We start from the raw sequence: 22,243 nt of genomic DNA on the forward strand, positions 1-22,243 counted from the left end.
GCGCCATCGTCACACCGGCTCGTGGGAGGCGGGGGTGGCGATGGCCGCGCGGTAGCCCTCGACCAGGCCGGTGAGCCCCGCCCTGGGGTCGAAGTCGCGCTCGTAGCGCCCGCGCGCGGCCGCGCCCATCGCCCGGTTGCGTTCGGGGGAGGCGACGATGCGGCGCAGGCAGCCCGCGAGCGACTCCGCGTCACCCGGCCGGTGCAGCAGCCCGGTCACGCCGTCGTCGACCAGCTCCACGAACGCGCCGTGCCCCGCCGCGACCGACGGCACACCGGCCGCGGCGGCTTCCACCACCACGAGGCCGAACCCCTCCAGCCACTGCGACGGCGCCACGAGCGCGGCCGCCCGCGCGGTCAGCTCGGCGCACTCGTCGCGGGTGCGCAGGCCGAGGTAGCGCACGTCGGCGCGCTCGCGGGCCCATCCGGCGACCTCGCCGTCGAGCGGTCCCGAACCGGCCACCACGAGGGGAAGGCCCACGCCGCCGCGCGCGCGGAGCAGGTCCCACGCCGCCATGAGCAGGCGGACGCCCTTCTCCTCGGTCAACCGTCCGATGTAGAGCAGGTGCTCCCCGTCGCCGTCCCGCCGGTAAGGCGGCTCCTCGACGAAGTTGTACTTCACCGCGAGCTTCCCGGCGGGCATCCCGGCCTCGACGAGCATGCGGCGCAGGGCACCGGAGATGCAGAAGAACCGCGTGATGCCCGACCACCAGCGGCGCCGGTTCACCGCGAGGCTCAGCGCCAGCGGCGCCGTCGCCACGGGGGAGCCGCGGTAGCAGCCGTGCCGGACGGCGGGCAGCGGTGTGCCGCCGACGCAGTCGGTGCAGATGCGGCCGTCGCGGTACAGCGTGCCGGGGGTGCACACCTGCTGGTAGTTGTGCAGGGTCGCGACCGAGGGCACGCCCGCGTCGGCGCACGCGGCCACGACCGACGGGCTGAGCAGCGGGAACGTGCTGTGGATGTGCACCACGTCCGGCCGCACGTCCAGCAGGGTGCGAGCCAGCTCTGAGCGCGCCGCCGGGTTCCACGGCACCAGCAGCGGCACGGCGGCCTTCCTCGGCAGGGACATCCCGGCGATGTCGTCGCTGCGCCGTTCGAAGAGCACCACGTCGTGACCCGCGGAGGACAGCAGCGCCGTCTCCTGGTCGACCACGCGATCCTCACCGCTCGGGTGCTCCGAGCGATAGCGGTTGTGCACCACGACGATCCTCATGCCCGGTTCCCCTCGAAGCGCAGGGTCGTGGCGAGGCCGGTGGAGGGCTCCGCGGTGCCCGTGCCCAGCAGCGTCACGGCGGGTTCGCGGATCCCGAACCCGGGCGAGTACCAGCCCAGCGGCGGCTCGGTCTCGCCGCGGTGTGTGCTCCAGCGCAGCTCGGGCGGCAGCTCCAGCACCGCGGTGCGCTCCCCGTGCTCCCCCCGCCAGCGCAGCAAGGCAGTACGGCCGTCGAGGTCGGCCTCCACCGTGGGGCCGAGGTGGAACGCGAGCCGGCACGGATGCCGTTCGGAGCCCAGCACCTCGTCGAACACGCGCAGCTCGGCCCTGACGTCGTCCAGCTCGACGGAACGCCGGTGCAGCGCGGGGCTGTTGGTGTGGGAGTAGCCCTCGTGTTCGGCACACCACCTGGCGACGCCCGTGCGGGGCGTGTGCACCACGAGCACCTGGCTCTCGGCGTGCCGGGTCCACAGGAACGGGCCGCCCGACGCCGACTGGTCGGTGCCGTCGAGCTCGAGCGTGTTGTGCGCGAGCGTGGACCGGAAGTACGAACGCCACTCCGGTTCGCCGTGGTAGCAGTAGGTTCCCGGGTCGGCGAGGATGTCGACGCCGTCGTGCCGCACTTCCAGTGAGAGCGCGTCGGCGTGCGCGTGCGCCGCGATCGAGAGGAAGCCGTGCGGGCCGCCGTCGCAGCGGCACCAGATCTCCTCGCGCCCGGCACCGGCACGCAGGATCGTGAGCCCGGCGTCGGCGAAGTGGGCGGGGCGCCGGGCCGGGCGGTCGCCGGTCAGCTCGGGCGGGGCGGCGAGCGAGCCGACGAGCGCGGTGAAGACGTCGGCCTCGGCGACCTTCGGCCACCAGTCGAGCCGGCCGAACAGCAGCTCACCCGTGGTGAGCAGGGCGGCCCAGCGGTCGCGGCCCTCGCCGTCGAGCACGAGGCCGTAGCCGTCGTCGGCGTCGCCCTGCCTCGGCGGCCGCAGCCGGGTGTCCACAATGGCCGCGAGCGCGTCGGTCATGCGGCGCAGCGTCAGCCACGCCGACGCGGGCACGGCCATCCCGGCGAGGCTCGCCTCCGTGAGCCCGGCGAGGCCGAGCTCCAGCACCAGCCCGTGGTATTCGGTGGCCAGCTCGCGGTTGAGCCCCGAACCGAACGTGTTGTGCCGCAGCTGTTCGTCGAGCGAGCGCAGCGCGTCGGAACGCCACCGCGGTGAGTCGGGGAACCAGCCGAACGCGCACGCGGCGGCGAGCTGTCCCGCGTCCTCGGCGATCACGTGGTTGTTGGCCGAAGAGCCCCGGCTGTGGAACGTCGCGAGCCAGCGCTGGTGCCAGTAGATCTGGTGCAGGGCGACCGGGTTGTTCTCGAACAGCTCCGCCGCGCCGGACCAGCCGTCGAGCAGCCTGCGCACCCACACCCACGACAGCAGCCGGATGCCGAGCTCGATGCCGCTGACCCAGTGCACGCCGTACATCGGCGGGTTTGCAGCCCACCACGACTTGAGGTGGTCGGCCACCCGCTCGGCGTAGCGATCCTCCCCGGTGCAGGCGTAGGCGGCGGCGAGCACGGTGAGGTGCTGGTGCCGCGAGGGCTCCCAGATCTGCTTGACGTCGCCGATGGCCTGCTCGTCGCGGTACGGCACGTCGAAGGCGTAGCCGTCGGCGGGTGCCCTGCGGCCGGTCTTGGGGTCGAACGACCAGTCGGGGCACACCAGGTCGTCGCGGGTGCGGCCGAAGTACTCGGCGTGGCCGTCCATGATCGTCTCGGCGCCCGCGACCAGGCGTTGCCGTGCGGCGGGCGGGATCGAGGCGAGCGCCGTGCCCGGCACCGTGGCGGCGAACCGGCGCTGCTCGTGCCACACCGTCGTGACGGGCGCGGTCAGCACCCGCCGCCACCGGCGCCTGCGCACGGCGTCGCCGACCCGGCCCGCCACCTCGGCGGGCCCCATGCGCGAGAGCCGTCGCAGGTACCAGCCCGCGCTGGTCATCAGCGCGACTCGATCCGCACGGGCGCGCCGGTCGCGAGGCTCGTGTGCACGGCCAGTGTCGCGAGCGTGGTGGAGACCAGCGATGACAGCGGTACCGGCATCGGCCCCCCGGAACGGACGGCCTCGACGAACGCGGCGAGCTCCGCCGCCTGCCCCTTGTCCCTGCCCTGCGGCAGCTTCGGGCTCACCGAGCGCTTGCGGCCGTACAGCGACGCGCGCTGGAAGTCGTCGAAGCGCAGCACCTTGCCGTCGGCGGTGACGTCGATGGTCTCCTTCGGGAAGGTCGGCGCACCGGAGGTGGTGTAGCCGATCGACGCCGTCGAACCGTCGTCGTAGCGGAGCAGGAGCTGCAGGTCGGCCTGGCCCGGCGTCGCGCACGCGTACACCGACACCGGGTCGGCCCCGAGCAGCCAGCTCACCGTGTCGATGAAGTGCCCGCCCTCGCCCGCGAAGCGCGAACCCTCGGTGTCCTCCTGGTTGTACCAGCTGCCCTGCTCCAGCCGCCCCGCGTTGACGAGGTAGCGCACCGACGCCGGGCCGACGCGCGTGCCGAACCGGTTGCGGGCCTGGTTCAGCAGCGGGGCGAAGCGGCGGTTGAAGCCCACCTGCACGCGGTCGTTGCCGGACTCCTCGACGGCGGTCAGCACCTTCTCCAGCTCGGCCTCGCTGAGCGCGAGGGGTTTCTCGACGAACACGGCCTTGCCCGCCAGCAGCGCCTGCCGCGTCAGCTCGGCGTGCGAGCTGTGCCGGGTCACCACGAACACCGCGTCGACCGAAGGGTCGGCGAGCAACGCGGCGGTGTCGGTGGACGCCTCGGCGAAGCCGAACTTGCGCTGGGCGTTGGCGCCGGACAGGGCCGAGGTGGTGACCACCCGGTGCAGCTCCACGTCCTCGCGTTCGGCGAGGTGCGGCAGCAGCATCGAGGACGCGTAGTTGCCCGCGCCGATGAAGCCGACGCGGATCCGGCCCTTCGGCGTCACGCGGGCGGGGGCGGGGCGCGGGACCGTGGCCGACGTGACCGGCTCCGCGGCGGCCGTGGCGGCGCCGGGGTAGCGGAACAACACGGCGACGGCCTTCAGCTCACCCTCCGACAGTTGCCGGTAGGTCTCCACGGCATCGCCGAAGTCGGCGACGTGCGACACCAGGGGCTCCACGTCGAGCCGCCCGCGCGCGAGCAGGTCGACGAAGCACTCCAGGTTGCGGCGCTCGGTCCAGCGGACGTAGCCGATGGGGTAGTCGCGGCCCTCCAGCTCGTACCCCGGGTCGTAGCGGCCGGGGCCGTACGAGCGGGAGAACCGGACGTCCAGTTCCTTCTCGTAGTAGGCGTTCCACGGCAGGTTGAGGCTGCACTTGCCGATGTCGACCACGGTGGCGCGGTCGCGCGCGAGCTTCGCGGCCAGCTCCACCGGCTCGTTGCTGCTCCCGCCGGCGGCGAGGTAGACCTGGTCGACGCCGTGGCCGCCGGTCAGCTCGCCGACCGCGGAGTCCACGAGCCCCGAGCCGGGGTCGGCGCACACGAGTGCGCCCAGTCGCTCGGCGAGCCTGCAGCGCGCCGGCGCCGGGTCGACGCCCACCACCCGCACACCCGAGGCGACCAGCAGCTGCACCACGAGCTGGCCGATGAGCCCCAGCCCGATCACCAGCGCGACGTCGCCGAGCCGCGGTTCGCCCCGGCGCACGCCCTGCAACGCGATCGAACCGACCGTGCCGAACGCGGCGTGCCGGGGCTCCACGCCCTCGGGCACGCGGCTGTAGAGGTTCTTCGGCACCCAGTTCAGCTCGGAGTGCAGCGCGTGCTCGTTGCCGGCGCACGCGACGAGATCGCCCACGGCGACGTCGTCGACCCCGGCGCCGACCTCCTCCACCACGCCGCACAGCGAGTAGCCGAGCGGGGTGTAGGAGTCGAGCTTGCTCGTCACCTTGCGGTAGGTCGCCGAAAGGCCGTTGGCGGCGACGCTCTGCATCACCTTGGCGACCTGGTCGGGCCGTGCCTTCGCCTTGCCCAGCAACGACATCCCGGCCTCGGAGACCTTCATCAGCTCGGTGCCGGTGGAGATCAGCGAGTAGCGGGTCCGCACGAGGACGCCACCCGGTTTGCACGCGGGGGCGGGCACGTCGAGCAGTGCCAGCTCCCCGCTCTTGTAGTTCTGCACGACCTGCTTCACGGAGTGAACCCTTCTGTGGCACCGCGATACCAGTACTCGAGAGTCAAGATGTGCCAGAGGTGCTTCGAGCGGTCCTGCCTGCCGGAGGCGTCCTCGTCCACGAGCCGTTGCAGCGCCTCGCGCCGCAGCAGCCCGGATCTCACGAGCTCGCCCTCGTTGACGACCTCGCGTACGAGCGGCGCGAGGTCCCGGCTCATCCACGCCCGCAGCGGCGCGCTGAACAGGCCCTTCGGCCGGTACACGATCTCGCTGGGCAGGATCGATGACGCGGCTTCCTTCAGCGCGACTTTGCCCTGCCTGCCGACGATCTTGTGGTTGCCCGGGATGCTGAACGCGGCCTTCACCACCTCGACGTCCACGAACGGCACCCGCACCTCCGTGGAGGCGGCCATGCTGGAACGGTCGGTGTAGGTGAGGTTGAGCCCCGGCAGGAAGAGCCGAGCGTCGGCGAGGCACATGCGGTTGACGAAGTCGGTGAGCGCCGTGTCGTGGTAGGTGTCGGCGTGTTCGGTGAGCACGTCGTCGACGGCGGGCGCGAGGTCAGGGTCGAGCAGTTCGAGCAGCTCCGCGCGGTCGTACATCGTGTAGCTGCGCCGGAACGCCGTCTCCTCGGGCAGCTCCGCGAACGACAGGAACCGCTTGGCGAAGCGCACCGAGCGCAGGCCCCGTCTGGAGGTCGCCACCGGCAGCCGGTCCACAATGGACTTCACGGGCGAGCGCACCCCGCCGGGCACCCGCTGGTAGCGCAGGGCCAGCAGGTTCGCCAGGTGCTTGCGGTAGCCGGCGAACAGCTCGTCGGCGCCCATCCCGGAGAGCATCACCTTCACCCCGGCGTCGCGTGCCGCGGTGCAGATGAGGAACGTGTTGATGGCCGCGGGGTCGCCGATCGGCTCGTCGAGGTGGTAGGTCATGCGCGGCAACAGGTCCAGCACCTTCGGCGCGATCTCGATCTCGTGTAGGTCCACGCCGAATTTCGAGGCCACCTGCCGCGCGTAGCGCAGGTCGTCGGGCATCGCCTCGAACTTCGCGTCCTCGGCGCGGAAACCGATGGTGTAGGCGGAGATCCCCGGCTGCTCGCGGGCCGCGAGCGCGGTCAGGTAGCTGGAGTCGAGGCCGCCGGAGAGGAACGTCGCCACCGGGACGTCGGAGAGCAGGTGCTTACGCGTGGATTCGGCCACCACCTCGGCGAGGTCGGCCTCCGGCTCGTGCGCGGCCTGCTCGGCGACGTCGCGGATCGAGTAGAACCGTCCTCGCCGCACGCGGCCGTCCGGCAGGCACCGCAGCCACGTGCCGGGCGGCAGCTTCTCGGCCTCGCGGTAGGCGCAGCGCCCGTCGGGCACCCAGTAGTAGAGCAACGAGGCCACGAGCGCGGTCTCGTCCACTCGCAGCGAGTCGCCCAGCTCCGTCGCGAGTGCCTTCAGCTCGGAGGAGAACACCACGCCCCGGCCCCGCCTGAGCAGGAACAGCGGTTTGATGCCGAGCTGGTCACGCACGAGCGTCAGCTCACCGGTGCGCTCCTCGAAGACGCCGAACGCGAACATCCCGCGCAGCCGGGGCAGGCAGTCGGTGCCCCAGCGCCGCCACGCCTGCAGCACCACCTCGGTGTCGGACGTGCCGCGGAAGCTCACGCCCGCGCTTTCCAGCTCCGCGCGCAGCTCGGGCGCGTTGTACAGCTCGCCGTTGTACGTGAGCGCGAAGCCGTCGAGCACCATCGGCTGCGCGCCGGTCTCCGAGAGGTCGAGGATCGAGAGCCTGCGGTGCCCGAGGTGCACCTCGCCGTCGGCGACCGCCCCCGCGTACCGGCCCGAGCCGTCCGGGCCCCGGTGGGCGAGCCGCTTGGTGAGCCGGTCGGTCAGCGGACCGCCGTCGGTCCACAGGTACGTCCCCGCGATTCCGCACACCTCAGGAGACCTCCGCGTCGTTGGGCCGCACCGGGGCGAACCGCTTGGTGGGCAGGTCGTCGGCGTGCGAGAGGCCGTTCTCGTGCTGCACCGGGGCGAACACCTCGGTCTTCTGCTCGTCGGCCTTCGCCTCGACGCGGGCGGTGGGCAGCTCGCGCCCGGCCCTGCCCCGCAGCGCGGTGTGCAGGCCGTTCCACAGCGTCCCGTCGGAGCGGTCATTCGGGTCCGGCCCGACGAGCACGACACCGATGATCGGGATCCGCGCGTCGGCCAGCTGCCTGGCCACCGTGTGCAGCCAAAGGCTCGTGGCGTGCCCGGCCCTGACGACGAGCACGGTCTCGGTGCCGAGCCGGGCGAGGTCGGTCCACGCCGTGCCCGGCGACACCGAGCCGACACCGACGTGCAGCTCCTCCGGCCAGACCGGCAGCGGGAGGCTGCTCGCCTCGACGATCCGGATCGGTCGCTCCGTGGTGCCGGCGAGCCTGCCGAGCTGCGCGCCTGGGAGGTCGTCGATCAGCACCACCTTGCCGTCGATGGCCAGCTCCTCGGCGACGTCGAGCGCGAGTGCCGCCGCGGTCTCCGCGCATCCGAGCTCCAGCACCGACACCGGTTCGGAGTCCTCCCGCACGAGCCGGGCGAGCGTCACGGCGACCCGCTTGCGGTCCTTGACCGTCCGGGACCGCCGCCACAGCGCCGGCGGGCCCCGGTGGGGCAGCGGCAGCTCCGCGATCACCGACGCACCGAGGTCCTCCGCGACCTCCCTGCGCAGCACCGGCCGCTCGCGCACCACGCTCAGCACGGCCGTGAGCCCGAGGCCCGCGGCGAGCCCGAGCGCGAGACCGATGAAGGCGTTCATGGCGACGGCGGTGACCAGCGAATCGGGGACGGGCCTCGGCGCGTCCACGATCTGCGTGCCCGCGATGACGCCCGGCTCACCGATCCTGGCCTGCTCGGCCTCCTCGTTGAGCTGCGCGATCTGAGACTCCAGCTCGGCGCGCCGGGCGTAGAGGGTCTGCAGGTGCGCGGCGTCGTTCTGGTCGCCGCTCACCGTCAGCTCCGTGATGGTTCCGTTCACGGAGCTGAGCTCGCCCTGTGCCCGGTCGCGCTGGTCGACCAAAGCCTGCGCGGCCGCGTCGGCCGCGGTGCGGATCCGCTGCCGGTAGTCGGCGATGAACGTGTCGGCGAGCGCCTGCGCCCGCCTCATCGCCTCGCCCTGGCTGGTCGCCTCGACGCTGATCTCCATGATGTTGTTGGTGACCGGCGTGCCCCGGTAGGTCTTCAGGAAGTCCTCGGGCGACTCGTTGGCGCCCAGCCTGCGCAGCGCCTGCTCGGCGACCCGGGTGGTCTGCAGCAGTGCCACGTCGGTCGCGACGAGCGTGCCGCTGTCGGTGGGCGTATCGGCCTGGTGGATCACCAGCACGCGCGTCGCCGCCGAGGGCGGCGAGGGCATGAGCACCGCCAGTGCGCCGCCCAGCACCAGGCCGAGCAGGCCCAGCGAGAGCCAGAACCGCCTGCGTCTGCGAATCGTCATCCCCAGCCGCTGCAGGTCGAGCAGCGGCTGGGTCGTCTGGGTGTTCTCCGTCGCCGTCACGCTGACCCCGCCATCGCGTCGTCGGTCGAGGGCTCGGGTGCCTGCCGCTCGCGCGGCGCCCGGGCGCGGTAGGTCACCACCGCGCCGATCACCCGGTGTCCCGCGTCGGCACACGCCTCCGCGATGCCGACCAGCTCCCAGCCGGTGCGGCTGCCCGCCGTGAGCACCACGAGCACGCCGTCGGCCTCGGTGCGGTCCGGCACGGTCGGCCTGCCCGCGGAGACGTCGATGACGCGCAGCGTCGTCCCTTGCCCCCCGGAGCGGTTCCCAGCCGCGGCCGCGAGGCGGGCGGCGGCCGCCTGCGCGGCGGCGTCGTCGTCGGGGGCGAGCACCAGCAGGCGCCCCGTCCGGCCGTTCGCGGGCAGTTTCGCGACGATCCGCCGCAGGCGGGTGCTTCTGCCCTCCTCGTCACCGGTGAGCAGCACCGGAGCGAGGTCGAGCGGCTCGTCGTCCCACACCAGCCTGCGCAGCCTCGCCCACCCGCTCGCCTCCCTGCGCTTGGGCGGCTTGCCGTCGCCGGGCACGTCGACGATGCCGAGCACCGGCGAGCCGAGCGCGGCCGCGATGTCGGACTCCTGGCGCAGCCTCCGGTCGGTGCGGATCGCCAGCAGCTGGGCGAACACCCCGAGCAGCAGGAAGACGAGCACGCCACCGCCGACGAAGTGCAGCATCGTCGGGCTGGCCGGGCCGGACGGCACGGGCGCGGGGCCCATGATCACCATGTTCGACCGGCTCGTGGTGGCCTCGGTCTCGTTCAGCGTGGTCATGGCCTCCGCGAGCGAGGTGCGCAGTGCCTCCAGGTCGGTGCGCATCTGCACGTCCTCGACGGTCAGGTTCTGCGCGGCCGCGTGCAGCTCCGTGATGCGGCGGTTGGTCTCGGCGACCTGCCTGCGCAGCGTCTCCTGCTGCTGGCGCACCAGCCTGCTGGCCGCGTCCGCGGAGTTGTTGGCGAGCTGGCCCGAGTAACGCACGAACTCCTCGGCCACGGTGTCCGCGATGCGCTGTGCCTGCGCGGGTTCGTCGGCGCCGCCGGTGATCCGGATGACGCCGCCGTCGACGACCTCGGCCGTCACCGAGCCCCGCAGCTCGCCGCCCCCTCCGGAGCGGCCGAGCGCGAGCGCGGCGCGGTCGAGCACCGCCGAGCTCATCGCCACCTGCTCCTGCGTCAGCAGCTCGTTCTCCTCCCGCGGGCCTTGCAACAGCACGCTCGTGGTCGTCTCGTACCCGGGGGAGAAGACCAGCGAAGCGCCGGCACCGACGAGCCCCCCGAGCACGGCGAGTACGACGAGCTGTCGCCAGCGCCTGCGGAGGACCTCCCAGACCAGGGACAACCGAACCGGTTCATCACTCAACGCCGGAGCCTCCCCTCTCGTTTATCGAGTGCCGTTTCGGACTGGTATTCACCCACCAGGTCGCGGCGATTAGGCCATTGGTTACAAGCACCGCGCAGTCTTGTTCAAAACGCGACCTGGAATCTGTCCGAAACCGAGTTATTCGCACGCGGCGGCATAAGCGGCGAGCAACGACGCCGCCGAGTTGCGCCAGGAGAGCGCCCCGTTTACGCGTTCGTTGCCGAGCGTTCCCATGCGGGCCCGCTCCGCGGGGTCGTCGAGCAGTCGCGCGGTGAGCTTGGCGAACTCGCGCACGTCGTTGGCCGGCGCGTAGACGGCGGCGTCACCTGCCGAGACCCGCGCCTCCTTCAGGTCGAACGAGACGATCGGGCGGCTCATCGCCATGTACTCCATGATCTTGTTCATGGTCGACAGGTCGTTGAGCGGGTTCAGCGGGTCGGGCGAGAGGCACACGTCGGCCGTGGAGAGGTAACGAACCAGGTCCGCATCTGGTATGCGACCGGTGAACTCGACGTGGTCGGCCAGTCCAAGCTCGCGGGAAAGAGCCACCATCGCGTCGAACGTGTCGCCGGAGCCGATGAACGCCGCGTGCCAGTCGGTGCGGCCCAGGTCGTCGCGCAGCGACGCGAGCGCGCGCAACGCGTAGTCCACGCCGTCCTGTGGCCCCATCACGCCGAGGTAGCACAGCAGGTGTGGCTTGCCGTGCTTGAGCTCCGGCTCGGGTGGCACCTGGTGGAACCGCTCGATCGCGGGCGCGCTGCGCACCACGAACACGTCCTCGGGCGCCTTGTTCCCCCGCGTCAACGCCACCGCACGGTAGCTCTCGTTGGTGGCGATCACGACATCGGCCGCGCGGTAGGTCGCCCGCTCCAGCGCGCACACGCCCTTGTAGAGCAGGTCCTTCCCGCGATCGAAGCGGGAGAGGTACAGCTCGGGCACCAGGTCGTGCTGGTCGAACACGAACCGCGCGCCGCGCCGTTTCAGCATGCGGGCCACGAGGAACAGCAGGTCGGGCGGGTTGCAGGCGTGCACGACGTCGACGCGGCCGATGCGCCGCGCGATCCGGAACGTGTGCCACAGCGCGGATCCGTACTCCTGGACGTACCCCGAGGGCCCGCCCGTCGCGGCACGCAGCGGGTAGCGGTGGATGCGCACCCCGTCGACGACCGCTTCGCGCTCGGTGTCCCTTTTCGTCCCTTGTGGACAGATGACGTGGACCTCCCAGCCCGCGTCGCGCAGCGTCGTGCACTCCTGCCACACGCGCCGGTCGAACGGGACGGAAAGGTTCTCGACGAGGATCAGCGCTCTCTTACCAGGCAAGGCCCACATACCCCTCTTCGGTCCTGCGCACGTCGGCGTCGGGAAGGCGGACGAGATCGATGAGCACCCGCTCGCCGCCGTGCGGGAGCGCGGCCAGGACCGACGAGTCCGTGCTGCCGACGAGGCACACCTCGGCGTGCGCGAGCACCTCTTCGACGGACCCGGCGAGCAGCTGGCCGAGGTGCGGCAGCCTGCTCTCGATGTACTCGCGGTTGGCGCCGAGCAGCCGCGAGAGGCTCACGTTGGCGTCGTAGATCCTGAGGTCGTAGCCCTTGCCGAGCAGCCGCTCCGCCAGCTCCACGAGCGGGCTCTCGCGCAGGTCGTCCGTGCCGGGTTTGAACGAGAGCCCGAACAGGCCCACGCGGCGCTTTCCGGTGCGCACCACGAGATCGACCGCGCGCCGCAGGTGCTCCTCGTTGGAGGGCAGGACGTGCGACAGGATCGGCACGGACACGTCGGCGCGGTGTGCCGCGTGGACCAGACCACGCAGGTCCTTCGGCAGGCACGAGCCGCCGAACGCGAACCCGGGCCGCAGATAGGCGGGGCTGACGTTGAGCTTGCGGTCGGCGAGGAACACGTCCATCACGCGGTGGGAGTCGAGCCCGAGTGCCCGGCAGATCGCGCCGAGCTCGTTGGCGAAGCCGATCTTGAGGCCGTGAAAGGCGTTGTCGGCGTACTTCGTCATCTCGGCAACCGGTACCGGAACGCGGAACACCTCGCCGGGAAGGCCCTCGTACAGCGCGGCCACGGCGTCGCCGCTGGCGGCGTCGAACTCGCCGATCACCGTCTTCGGTGGGTCGAAGAAGTCCTTGACACTGCTGCCTTCGCGCAGGAACTCGGGGTTCACGGCCACGCCGAAGTCGACCCCCGCGGTGCGACCCGACGCCTTCTCCAGGATCGGCACCAGCAGTTCGAGACACGTGCCGGGCAGCATCGTGCTGCGGAAGACCACGGTGTGCCGGTGGTCCACCTCGGCCAGCGCCGAGCCGATCTCCTCGGTCACGCGCTCCAGGTACGCCGTGGAAAGGCTGCCGTTAGGCGCGGACGGTGTACCCACGCACACCAGGGAGATCTCGCTGTTCGCGATCGCCTCGGCGACATCCGTGGTGGCACGCAGCGCGCCCGAGGCCACGACCTGCGCGGTCAGCTCACCGATGCGTTCCTCCACGACCGGCGCCTTGCCCGCGCGCACCAAGTCGATCTTGATCGGGTTGACATCGACGCCGATGACCTGGTTCCCGCGGCCGGCAAGGCACGCGGCGGACACGCAGCCCACGTAGCCGAGCCCGAAGACACTGATCTTCATGTGGCTCTCCTCCCGCCACCGCCCGCCAGGGCGGCCGCGACTCTCCTGCTGATTCGCTGGGCGAGCGGAGGTCGTTACGCGATTTACCGAGTGGTGATGTCAGCGGAAGCCGGTGAATGAGAATCGATCGGACGCGCTTGTCGGTGAACAACGCACTCGCGCGGGAAGGATATTGATCGGTCCGGAGTGGACTCTCATTTTCTCAATTATTCGAGAGTGAGAACGACCCTTTGCGGAAAATGTCCAACCGAGTCGCGTGGTGGACGTCTCGGCACCAGCCCCGGTCACCGACCGCAGTGAAGGCCACCTTCACTGCGTCGGATCAACACAGCGGCGCGCAGCGCCTCCGTCTGGGCGGCGGGGGGAGACGGGCGGGCGCAGGCAAGGTGGCCTTCACTGCGGTGGGCGTCCCCCAGGGTCAGAAGTCGCGGACCACGCAGACCGAGTCGTGCACCGGGTCGGTCGCGTAGACGACCCGCGTGTGCTGGTCCACGGCCACGGCGCCGGGGTTGATGCCGAGCGGCAGCTCGCCCGTCCGCTCGCCGCGGGACCCGTCGATCCGCACGAGACCGTTCGCCCCGCCGTTGGCGTAGACGGTGGCGGTGCCCTGGTGCACGGCGACGGCCGAGGCCGCGCTGCCGAGCAGGATCGTCTCCGTCTCGGTGCGGGTGGAGCCGTCGAGCACCGAGAGGTGGTGGATGCCGGAGTTGGCGACGTAGACGGTGTTGCTCAGCCGGTGCAGCGCGACGCCCGCGGGCGAGCGGCCCACCGGGATCGAGCCCGTGAACCGCGCGGTGTGCAGGTCGAGCACCTCCACCCGCGCCGAGTCCACGCTCGTGCAGTAGGCCAGCCGCCTGCCCGGGTCGACGCAGATCCCGCCGAGGGCGGCCGCCTCGCCCAGCACGAGGTTCGCGAACGACCCGGCCACGCCGTCGAGCACCGTCACCGCTCCGCTCGCGTCACTGGCGACGTAGACCGTGTCGGTGGTCTCGTCCACGGCGAGCGCCGCCGCACCCGGTCCCGCCGCGATGGTGCTCAGCACCCGGCCGGTGGCTCCTTCGAAGACGGTCACGGTTCCGGCACGGCGGTTGCTCGCGTACACCCGCCCGGTGACCTGGTTCACCGCGACACCGCTCACCGTGGACCCGACGGGCACGACCGCGCGCAGCACGCCCGCGCGGTCGAGCACGCACACCGTGCCGTCGCCCTCGCAGCCGACGTAGACCGATCCGGTGAGTGAGTTCACAGCGAGGCTCGACGGCGACCGGCCCACCGGCACGCCCGTGACCTGCGTCGCTCCGGCCCTTCCCGCAGGCAGGAGCGAGGCCAGCGCGGCCACCGCGGTTCCGAGCACCACGCGACGCGCCCACCTCGGCTCGGCCACTCCGACCCCCCGTTTTTCCTCCACGTTTCTGCGCTGTTGTCGGTCGGACCGTAACCTGAGGGCAGGCTGAACGTCGGCTGAAATGCGAGTGTGATTGCGGCTTCGCCCCTGCCGAGTGACGTTCACCAGGAACTTCGCAAGCATCGACGGCGTTCGATCTAGTGAAGCCGGCGCCCATCGGCCGGCACTCGAAGGGAGGCGTGAGCACGTGCACAAGCACCGCAACGGGCTGAAAACCGCGATGCTGCTCGGCCTGCTGAGTGCCCTCATCATCGCGATCAGCGGCCTCTTCGGCCGCGGCGCGTTGTTCATCGGACTGGCGATCGCGATCGGCATGAACGCCTACGCGTACTTCCAGTCCGACAAGCTCGCACTGCGAGCCATGCGTGCGCGGCCGGTGTCGGAGGCCCAGCAGCCCGCGATGTACCGCATCGTGCGCGAGCTGGCCACCCAGGCGCGTCAGCCCATGCCGAGGCTCTACATCAGCCCCACCCAGGCGCCCAACGCGTTCGCGACGGGCCGCAACCCGCGCAACGCCGCCGTCTGCTGCACCACCGGCATCCTGGAGATCCTCAACGAGCGGGAGCTACGGGCCGTGCTCGGCCACGAGCTGTCGCACGTCTACAACCGCGACATCCTCATCTCGTGCGTGGCCGGTGCGCTGGCCAGTGTGGTGAGCGTGCTGGCGAACCTGGCCCTGTTCACGGGGGGCAACCGCGAGGGGGGCAACCCGTTCGTCTCGCTGCTGCTCGTCTTCCTCGGCCCCATCGCGGCCGGCATCATCAAGATGAGCGTCAGCCGCTCGCGGGAGTACCAGGCCGACGCCTCGGGCGCCGAGCTCACCGGCGACCCGCTCGCGCTCGCCTCGGCACTGCGCAAGCTGGAGCGGGGCACCCGTGCCCTGCCGCTGGCGCCAGAGCCCAAGGTCGTCTCGCAGTCGCACCTGATGATCGCCAACCCGTTCCGGCCAGGCCAGCGGCTCTCGCAGCTGTTCTCCACGCACCCGCCGATCGAGGACCGCGTGCGCAGGCTCGAGGAGATGGCCAAGGGTCCTCGGTACTGAGCCTCAGCCCGAGGCGCCCGCGGCCCTGGCGACGTCCATCACGTAGTCGCCGTAGCCGCTCTTGGCGAGCTTCGCGCCCAGCTGGTAGCACTCGTCGGGGCCGATGAAGCCCATGCGCAGCGCGATCTCCTCCAGGCACGCGATGCGGACCCCGGTGCGGTGTTCGAGCACCTGCACGAACTGCGCGGCCTCCAGCAGCGAGTCGTGCGTGCCGGTGTCGAGCCACGCGAACCCGCGGCTGAGCTCCACCAGCCGCGCGCGGTCCTGCCGCAGGTAGGCCATGTTGACGTCGGTGATCTCGAGCTCGCCGCGCTTCGACGGGGTCAGCCCCTTCGCGATCTCCACCACCTGGTTGTCGTAGAGGTACAGACCGGTGATGGCGCGATTGGAGCGCGGCCGCTCCGGCTTCTCCTCGATGGACAGCAGCCTGCCGTCCGCGTCCATCTCGCCGACGCCGTAGCGCTGCGGGTCCTTGACGGGGTAGCCGAACAGCACGCAGCCGTCCAGAGTGGACACCTGCTCCTGCAGGGTCCGCGAGAAGCCTTGGCCGTAGAAGATGTTGTCGCCGAGGATGAGCGCCACGTCGTCGTCGCCGATGAAGTCGGCGCCGATCACGAACGCCTCCGCCAGCCCGTTGGGTGCGGCCTGCTCGGCGTAGCTCAGCTCGATGCCGAACTGGCTGCCGTCACCGAGCAGGCGCCGGAAGTTCGGCAGGTCCGTGGGCGTGGAGATGACCAGCACCTCGCGGATCCCGGCCAGCATGAGCACCGAGAGCGGGTAGTAGATCATCGGCTTGTCGTAGACCGGGAGCAGCTGTTTGGAGATCGCCTGCGTGATGGGGTGGAGCCGGGTGCCGCTGCCACCAGCCAGCACGATGCCCTTCATCCAGATACTCCTGCCGTCACTCGGTCGTGAATGGCCAGGGTATCGCGGCGGTCAGCGGGACGGCCCCCTGCCGAAGTAGGCCTTGCACACCCCGTTGGTGTAGTCCGCCGCGATTTGCAGCACGTTCTCGCCGTCGTCCACGGGCAGCAGCGTGGAGCTGTAGTTCGGGCACCAGTTGTCGTAGGGCCTGCGCACGTGGACGGGAGCGGGTACCTCGTACCAGTCACCCGCGCCGAGGTGGTCGTTGGCGAGCAAGGTGCGTCCGTTGCCCGGCAGCGGCTTGCCGTGCCGGTCGACGTAGATCTGGCCGACCATGAGGATGCGGGTCCCGGTGGGCCCGCCGGGGAACAGCGTGATGGTCTGGGCGTGCTGGAAGTGGTTGCCGCTCGCCGTGTCCACCCTGGTGCCGGGCGCCTTCGGGTCGCCGTAGTTGGCGCCGTCGGGGGAGATCTTGAAGTACGGGTCGCAGAAGCGGTCGCCGTAGTTGCAGATCTCGTAGGCGAAGTAGTACCGGCCGTCGGGCAGCCTGCGCACGATCGGCATGCCGGGGCGCACGCGGTCCGGCGGAATGGCCAGGGTGCGCTGCTTGGTGCCCCAGTTGATGCCGTCTGTGCTGGCGACGCGGTTGAGCACCTGGCCGTAGCGGGGCGCCTCGGTCTCGTCGGCGTAGTGCATCCAGAGGTTGCCGCCCGCGTCGACGGTGAACTCGGGTTCCCACACACCGTCGTAGTTGTGGGAGCGAACGGGCTCGGCGAGGAAGCTCCAGCTGCGACCGAGGTCACGGCTGGCCCACACGCGGATGCCGATGCGCCGGTCGGGCCCCGCCTTCTGCCGGTAACTCGCGGCCCAGAGCAGCGTCCCCGCGCGCAGCCGCCCGACACGTTCCGGCAGCTCGTAGAGGGTGCCGCAGCACATGCCGGCGGCGCCGGCGGGATCACGCACGGCGCCGACGCGAGTGAACGTGCGACCCTCGTCGGTGCTCTCGAAGATCGGCGCGTAGTAACCGGCGGCGTCCCTGCTGGTGACGGACGCGAGGATGCGCCCGTCGCCGAGCAGCCCGCCGTGCTCGAGGCGGATCAGCCGAGGGTAGGAGCCGAGCCCGCTGTGAAGGAGCTTCCGCTCGGCGGCCGCCGCGGGGGCGACCAACCCGGAGAGCATGAGCAGGCAGAACAACAGGACGAAGACCTTGCGCATGGTGACCCCCTTCGCGCTGTGACGGGGGGATTACACCATGACGTGATCTTGTGCGCCGACCCGTGGCGCCATTCGCTGGCCCGTGGCCTGGCTACCTATCGAGCTGCGGAAACGTGGACCCGGCCGATCAGCATCGTCACCTGAACCTGTTCGGTGAACGGCCGGTGTGGCTGAAGTACGTGGCAGAGCCGCTCGGCGAAGCGTGGGCGTTGTTCCGGGGACGGAAGGCGGTCAACGGGTAACGCCGAGTAGACGCCACCGACGATCTGCTCGGCGCTGAGCTCGTCGAGGTAGTCGACGCTGGTGACGGCGACGTCGTAGCCAGCCGCGGCCAGCCCGTCACTGTATCGCCGCCGGCTGGCTTCATCAGTGCCGCAGGTGCTGGTCAGCTCGCTGCCCAGCCAGTCCTCCAGATGGCCGCGCAGAGCGCGAGACCACGCCGTGTTCTGCAGCCACAGCGGTGTTCCGTTGGTCACCACAGCCACACCACCGCCGGGCCGGACGAGGGGAACCACTGCGCGGAACAACTCCTCGTGGTCCATCCAGTGCAGCGCCTGTCCGATGGTCACCACACCCAGGCGTCGATCACCGATCAGGGCGCCAAGCGTGGGAATGTCGGTGTCGGCCCCGATCATCCAGGTCACGTTGGCGACCCCGCGCTCACGCGCGGCGCGCCGGGCTCGCAGCAGCATGTCCGGCTCAGGATCCACGGCAACCACAGACCGCACCCGCTCGGCGATCGGCAGGGTCAGCTGGCCGGTTCCGCACCCGAGGTCCACCACGACGTCGTCGGTCGTCAACCCGAAGGCGCCCACCAGCGAGTCGATCACGGTCGGCGGATAGCCACGCCGAAACCGATGATAGAAGTCAACGACCTCGCCACGAAAACCCAAGTCCACGGCCTCAGTCTGCTCACCGGGTCCTGGCAACGACAGCGGTTCAGCTCACGGCGTAGAGCGTTGCCCGAGCGGTACAGGGCTGTCGGCTACCTGGCTTCCGGGTGCGGCCGACCGTCGTCGCGGGCAGGCAGCCGGACCTCGCTGCCGCCCACGACGAAGACCGGCCGTCGAGGACGCGGGCCTGCCGAAGGCTCCGGCCTGCGCGGCCGGATCAGCGGTAGTTGGTGAACTGCAGAGCGATCTCGAAGTCCTTGTTCTTCAGCAGAGAGATGACATCCTGCAGGTGGTCCTTCTTCTTGCCGGAGACTCGCAGCTGGTCGCCCTGGATCTGCGCCTGAACGCCCTTGGGGCCCTCGTCGCGGATGAACTTGGCGATCTGCTTGGCCTTGTCCGAGGCGATGCCCTCGATGATCTTGCCCTGGACCTTGTAGACCTTCCCCGAGACGGCGGGCTCGCCCGCGTCGAACGCCTTGAGCGAGATGCCGCGCTTGATCAGCTTCTCCTTGAACACCTCGACCGCGGCGAGCACGCGCTCCTCGGTCTCGGCCTCGAGCACCACGCCGTCGGAGCCGGACCACTCGATCTTGGCGCCGGTGCCGCGGAAGTCGAACCGGGTGGACAGCTCCTTGCCCGCCTGGTTCAGCGCGTTGTCCACCTCCTGGTGATCGACCTTGCTCACCACGTCGAACGATGGATCGGCCACGTCACACACCTCGTAGTCTGCTGGTTGGAATGGGTCCCACCTTAGTGACCGCGAACCCCCGGCGTGGGCAGGCCGGGGGCATTGGGTACTCTGTTCCTCGGCCGGGCGAGCACCGGCCCCGGCGGGTTGCCCGAGCGGCCAAAGGGATCTGACTGTAAATCAGACGGCACTGCCTTCGGGGGTTCGAATCCCTCACCCGCCACACTCGGCAAACACCCCCGCGACCTGCGAGAACAGGGCACGGGGGTGTTCTTGTATGTCCGGCCGCGTCCGACTCGGTCCGGCACCGACCGGCATCCCGCCCCAAATACACCCCAGAGCTCTAATAGCCACGCATGGCGCGCTCAGCGCGGTCACGAGCGGCCTTCTCGCCGCCGTCCAGGCACTTCGCGTAGACCTTCAGCAGCACTGAGAGGCTGTGGCCTGCCCACTTCGCCACCCTGGTCGGCTCCACGCCGCCGCTCAACCAGGTTGAGACGCACGCGTGACGCAGGTCGTACGGCCGCTTGGCGAGCGGGCCAGCCTGCACCTCTTCGGTGAAGACCAGCTCGCGTGCGGCAGCCCATACGCGTCCGTAGACGCTGCTCGACACCCGGCCGCCGTCTCGGGCGCCGCGGAAGAGGCGACCGTCCGGCGCCGTGCCGAAGCGGGTCAGGTGGTTGTGCAGGATCTCCGTCAACGCGGGCGCGCAGGGAACCGTCCGGCCGGTGTTCTCCTCGCGGTGCTTCAGTGGACCCGCTTCGCTCGCCTCGCCCGAGTCGGTCCACTCCTTTGCGATCTCGGGGCGCGCGCCACTCAGGTTGAGATCGCCCCAGCCTTCCTCGGGAATCGCGAGATCGGTCTTGTTCAGGTTTGCGGCCTCCTCAGGGCGCAAACCGGCGTAGTACATCGTGGCGAAGAAGGCGACGAGTGGTGGCCCCGGTTTCCCCACGTTGCCGACTGCCTCCAACAACATCCGCGCTTGCATCGGGTTCACGACCGAAGCGGGGTCGACCTCCTTGAGCGCGTAGTTGCGCCTCTTGGTCTTCAGCTCGGCGAGTGGGTTGCCCGCGAGCAGCTTCTTCTCAATGGCGTAGTCGATGGAGTTGGTGAGCGCGGCCTTGCGGATGCGCACGGTGTTCGTCGATCCTCGCTTGCCGTCCAGGTTGGTTTCGAGTTCGGCAAGTACCGACCGAAGAACGTCGGGCTTCTCCAGGTCGTTCACGTTGCGACTGTGCCGGGCGATCGTGCTCAGCTCGCCGGCCATCCGGCCGGACAGCGCGGCCTCGCGCGTCGTCGGATTGAACGCAGCCATCAGGGCTTGCCGCAACTCCCGTCCCTCGGGGCTGCCTGCATCGGGCAACGAACCGCGATTGTCGGTCATGGCCAGAGTGATCCGTGCGAGCGATTCCGCAGTGGACTTCCGATATCGAGGCGAGGAGTTCGGCCACTTCATGTCGATGTACTCGCACGCGAACTCGAACCACGGCATCGTCGCGAGCTTTCGCATCATCGAGACCGGTAAGCCAGTGTCGGTGTCGAATGCTTCGCCCTTACGCGACGCGGTGACGAGATCCGAGCGGAAGCTGTCGGCGAGACCGACTGTCGCAAAGGACTCGCCGAACCTCTGCTTCGCAACGAGCCAGCGCACGCGGTAGGTGGTCTTCCGCTTGCCCTTGATCTTCTCTACTGCCCAGATACGGACGTCGTGGCTGGTCTGCATCAGGCGGCCACCTCTCGGGATTCGAGCCACGCTTCGAGGTCCGAGCGTCGAATGCGGATTTCGCCGTTCGGCAGCTTGATATGCCGTGGTGCGCGGCCCTTTGCACACCAGTCGTAGAAGGTCGACTTGGCGACCTGGAGCTCTTCGCAGAACGCTTTCAGCGTGAGGAATCGGGACGTGGTGCCCATGACGAGGTGTCCTCCGAGGAGTGGTGACGGTCGGCGACGGCTGGCATGAGGCATGGCGGATTCCTTCTGGTGTTGGGCGGCTATGTCGCGTAACTGGCGTAACCGGCGTAACCGCCCTGGTCAGCGGGTTACGGATGCTTGGGCGGTTACGGATGCATCCGTAACCGGGGCTCTTGCCGTAACCGGCTGGCCTGCGGGGTTACGTGAGTTACGTCGGTTACGCGGTAGAGCCGGGGTCGGCGGGTAGGTACCGCTTCCAGGCGTCGGCGAGGCCGGTTTCGCCGGTGGCGAGGTAGCCGCGGGTGGGCTTGCCCTCGGCCTTGTAGACGGTGGGCTTGACGCCGTAGCGGTCCAGCTCCTTCGCCAGTCGCCGGGCGTCCAGCGGCTTGCCGTAGAGGTCGCCCCACGGTGCCTCTTCGTTGGCGTAGAGGGCTTCCAGGATCGCCGCAGTGGGCAGTCGGTCGGCCTGGCGCTGGGTGAAGACCTCGCGGAGATCGGCCAGGAGCCGGATGCCGAGGCTGCCCTTGTGCGGGTCGTTGTTCGCCACGAAGTGGGCGCAGGCGGCCCGGGCGGTGTCGGGCCAGTGGCCGCCGGCGGCGTCGGCGAGGGCGATCAGCGGTTCCCAGATCTCGGCGGATCGGTCGGTGACGCCTTCGGGCATGTCGGGTTCGGCGTCGTCGAGGCTGTCGGCGACGCTGGCGACCCACGCGGCGAGCTTGTCCCGCAGCGGTTCGGCCTCGGTCTCGATGCGGCGGGTCTTGAAGGGTTCTACGTGCTCGTTCGGGGCGCGGCGGCGCATGTGGATGGTGATGGCGCGGGTGGTGATGGTGTCGGGCATGTGCCCGGCGATCCCGGCCAGCGCGACGGGGGCGTAGACCTTGAAGCGCTGCACGTTCATGGCCTTGGCGTCGCCGACGCACCGGGCGATGGTGGCGGAGCGCTTGTAGCCGGCGTTGAGCATGGCGCGCAGGTCTTCGTAGTTGCCGCCGTTCTTTGGGTTGAAGATCGCGTCCACCTCGTCGAACAGGATGGTGATGGGGGCGGCGTTGACCATCCGGAAGAGTGCCGCGGTGCTGGCGGAAATGGTCATCTCCGGGGCGTGCACGAGGTACTGGGCGACCTCCAGCACGCGGGTCTTACCGGACCCGGGTTCGGCGCTGGACAGGATCAGCCGTGGGGTGACGTAGAAGTGCTCGGCGGCGTGGGTGTGGGCGTACCAGAGCGCGAGGGTAGGCACGCAGTGCTCGTCGGGGAAGGCGTTGAAGCGGGACACGAAGGCTCCGATCTCATCGAGGACGGCGGCACCATCGGCGGGCGTGGGGCCAGGTGCGCGGGCGGCGGGCACGACCCGTAGTGGGCGGGCGGGATGGCTCATCCGGGCTTCCTTCCTCGGCTC

General features: G+C 70.4%; 16 protein-coding genes, 1 tRNA gene and 1 pseudogene. 2 read left to right on the plus strand and 16 right to left on the minus strand.

What is annotated here, in order from left to right; all coding sequences use genetic code 11:
* Positions 1-9: 9 nt before the first annotated feature.
* The 9 genes from BA062_RS04460 to BA062_RS04500 form a co-directional block, all read right to left on the minus strand.
* Positions 10-1,212 carry a glycosyltransferase gene (locus BA062_RS04460; protein ID WP_110334724.1) on the minus strand — a complete coding sequence of 401 codons (1,203 nt, stop codon included), beginning with the start codon at positions 1,210-1,212 and terminating at the stop codon, positions 10-12.
* Entirely contained in the window at positions 1,209-3,194 is a 1,986-nt protein-coding gene (locus tag BA062_RS04465; RefSeq protein WP_110334725.1) for a heparinase II/III family protein, read from the minus strand. The genes BA062_RS04460 and BA062_RS04465 overlap by 4 nt, the downstream gene beginning before the upstream one ends.
* Positions 3,194-5,359, minus strand: coding sequence for a bi-domain-containing oxidoreductase (locus BA062_RS04470; protein WP_110334726.1), 2,166 nt, complete (start codon positions 5,357-5,359; stop codon positions 3,194-3,196). The genes BA062_RS04465 and BA062_RS04470 overlap by 1 nt, the downstream gene beginning before the upstream one ends.
* Positions 5,356-7,260 carry an asparagine synthase (glutamine-hydrolyzing) gene (gene asnB, locus BA062_RS04475; RefSeq protein WP_110334727.1) on the minus strand — a complete coding sequence of 635 codons (1,905 nt, stop codon included), beginning with the start codon at positions 7,258-7,260 and terminating at the stop codon, positions 5,356-5,358. The genes BA062_RS04470 and asnB overlap by 4 nt, the downstream gene beginning before the upstream one ends.
* Before the next feature lies 1 nt (position 7,261).
* Positions 7,262-8,851: a Wzz/FepE/Etk N-terminal domain-containing protein gene (locus tag BA062_RS04480; protein WP_110334728.1), complete on the minus strand. Its 1,590-nt coding sequence runs from the start codon at positions 8,849-8,851 to the stop codon at positions 7,262-7,264.
* The gene (locus tag BA062_RS04485) at positions 8,848-10,203 is read right to left on the minus strand and encodes a YveK family protein (protein WP_110334729.1); all 1,356 of its coding nucleotides are present in this window, start codon (positions 10,201-10,203) and stop codon (positions 8,848-8,850) included. The genes BA062_RS04480 and BA062_RS04485 overlap by 4 nt, the downstream gene beginning before the upstream one ends.
* Before the next feature lie 138 nt (positions 10,204-10,341).
* On the minus strand, positions 10,342-11,532 hold the full coding sequence (locus tag BA062_RS04490; protein ID WP_110334730.1) for a glycosyltransferase family 4 protein: 1,191 nt from the start codon (positions 11,530-11,532) through the stop codon (positions 10,342-10,344).
* On the minus strand, positions 11,513-12,829 hold the full coding sequence (locus BA062_RS04495; protein WP_110334731.1) for a nucleotide sugar dehydrogenase: 1,317 nt from the start codon (positions 12,827-12,829) through the stop codon (positions 11,513-11,515). The genes BA062_RS04490 and BA062_RS04495 overlap by 20 nt, the downstream gene beginning before the upstream one ends.
* Positions 12,830-13,247: 418 nt before the next feature.
* Positions 13,248-14,186, minus strand: coding sequence for a YncE family protein (locus tag BA062_RS04500; protein ID WP_245959672.1), 939 nt, complete (start codon positions 14,184-14,186; stop codon positions 13,248-13,250).
* Between the two features lie 235 nt (positions 14,187-14,421).
* Here BA062_RS04500 and htpX point away from each other — a divergent pair, with 235 nt between their 5' ends.
* Positions 14,422-15,276: a zinc metalloprotease HtpX gene (gene htpX, locus BA062_RS04505; RefSeq protein WP_110334733.1), complete on the plus strand. Its 855-nt coding sequence runs from the start codon at positions 14,422-14,424 to the stop codon at positions 15,274-15,276.
* Positions 15,277-15,279: 3 nt separating this feature from the next.
* On the opposite strand, the gene rfbA is transcribed toward htpX, so the two are convergent.
* The 4 genes from rfbA to BA062_RS04525 form a co-directional block, all read right to left on the minus strand.
* The gene (gene rfbA / locus BA062_RS04510; protein WP_110334734.1) at positions 15,280-16,161 is read right to left on the minus strand and encodes a glucose-1-phosphate thymidylyltransferase RfbA; all 882 of its coding nucleotides are present in this window, start codon (positions 16,159-16,161) and stop codon (positions 15,280-15,282) included.
* A gap of 51 nt (positions 16,162-16,212) precedes the next feature.
* Entirely contained in the window at positions 16,213-17,355 is a 1,143-nt protein-coding gene (locus tag BA062_RS04515) for a sialidase family protein (protein ID WP_110334735.1), read from the minus strand.
* A 95-nt stretch (positions 17,356-17,450) separates the two neighbouring features.
* A complete protein-coding gene (locus BA062_RS04520; protein ID WP_110334736.1) occupies positions 17,451-18,254 on the minus strand; it encodes a class I SAM-dependent methyltransferase in 804 nt (267 codons plus the stop codon).
* Positions 18,255-18,465: 211 nt separating this feature from the next.
* On the minus strand, positions 18,466-18,957 hold the full coding sequence (locus BA062_RS04525; RefSeq protein WP_110334737.1) for a YajQ family cyclic di-GMP-binding protein: 492 nt from the start codon (positions 18,955-18,957) through the stop codon (positions 18,466-18,468).
* Positions 18,958-19,077: 120 nt separating this feature from the next.
* Between BA062_RS04525 and BA062_RS04530 the strand changes: the two genes are divergently transcribed.
* Positions 19,078-19,159, plus strand: a tRNA-Tyr gene (locus BA062_RS04530).
* Positions 19,160-19,279: 120 nt separating this feature from the next.
* Here BA062_RS04530 and BA062_RS04535 read toward each other — a convergent pair.
* From BA062_RS04535 to BA062_RS04545, 3 genes and pseudogenes are all read right to left on the minus strand, one after another.
* Positions 19,280-20,659 carry a tyrosine-type recombinase/integrase gene (locus tag BA062_RS04535; RefSeq protein WP_110334738.1) on the minus strand — a complete coding sequence of 460 codons (1,380 nt, stop codon included), beginning with the start codon at positions 20,657-20,659 and terminating at the stop codon, positions 19,280-19,282.
* Positions 20,659-20,847 (minus strand): helix-turn-helix transcriptional regulator, encoded by a 189-nt coding sequence (locus tag BA062_RS04540; RefSeq protein WP_081617651.1) that lies wholly within the window; start codon positions 20,845-20,847, stop codon positions 20,659-20,661. The genes BA062_RS04535 and BA062_RS04540 overlap by 1 nt, the downstream gene beginning before the upstream one ends.
* Positions 20,848-21,064: 217 nt before the next feature.
* Positions 21,065-22,240 (minus strand): annotated as a pseudogene (locus BA062_RS04545) (DUF3631 domain-containing protein); the annotation flags it as partial.
* Positions 22,241-22,243: the final 3 nt, after the last annotated feature.

Source organism: Prauserella flavalba (assembly GCF_003202235.1).
GTDB classification, from domain to species: domain Bacteria; phylum Actinomycetota; class Actinomycetes; order Mycobacteriales; family Pseudonocardiaceae; genus Prauserella_A; species Prauserella_A flavalba.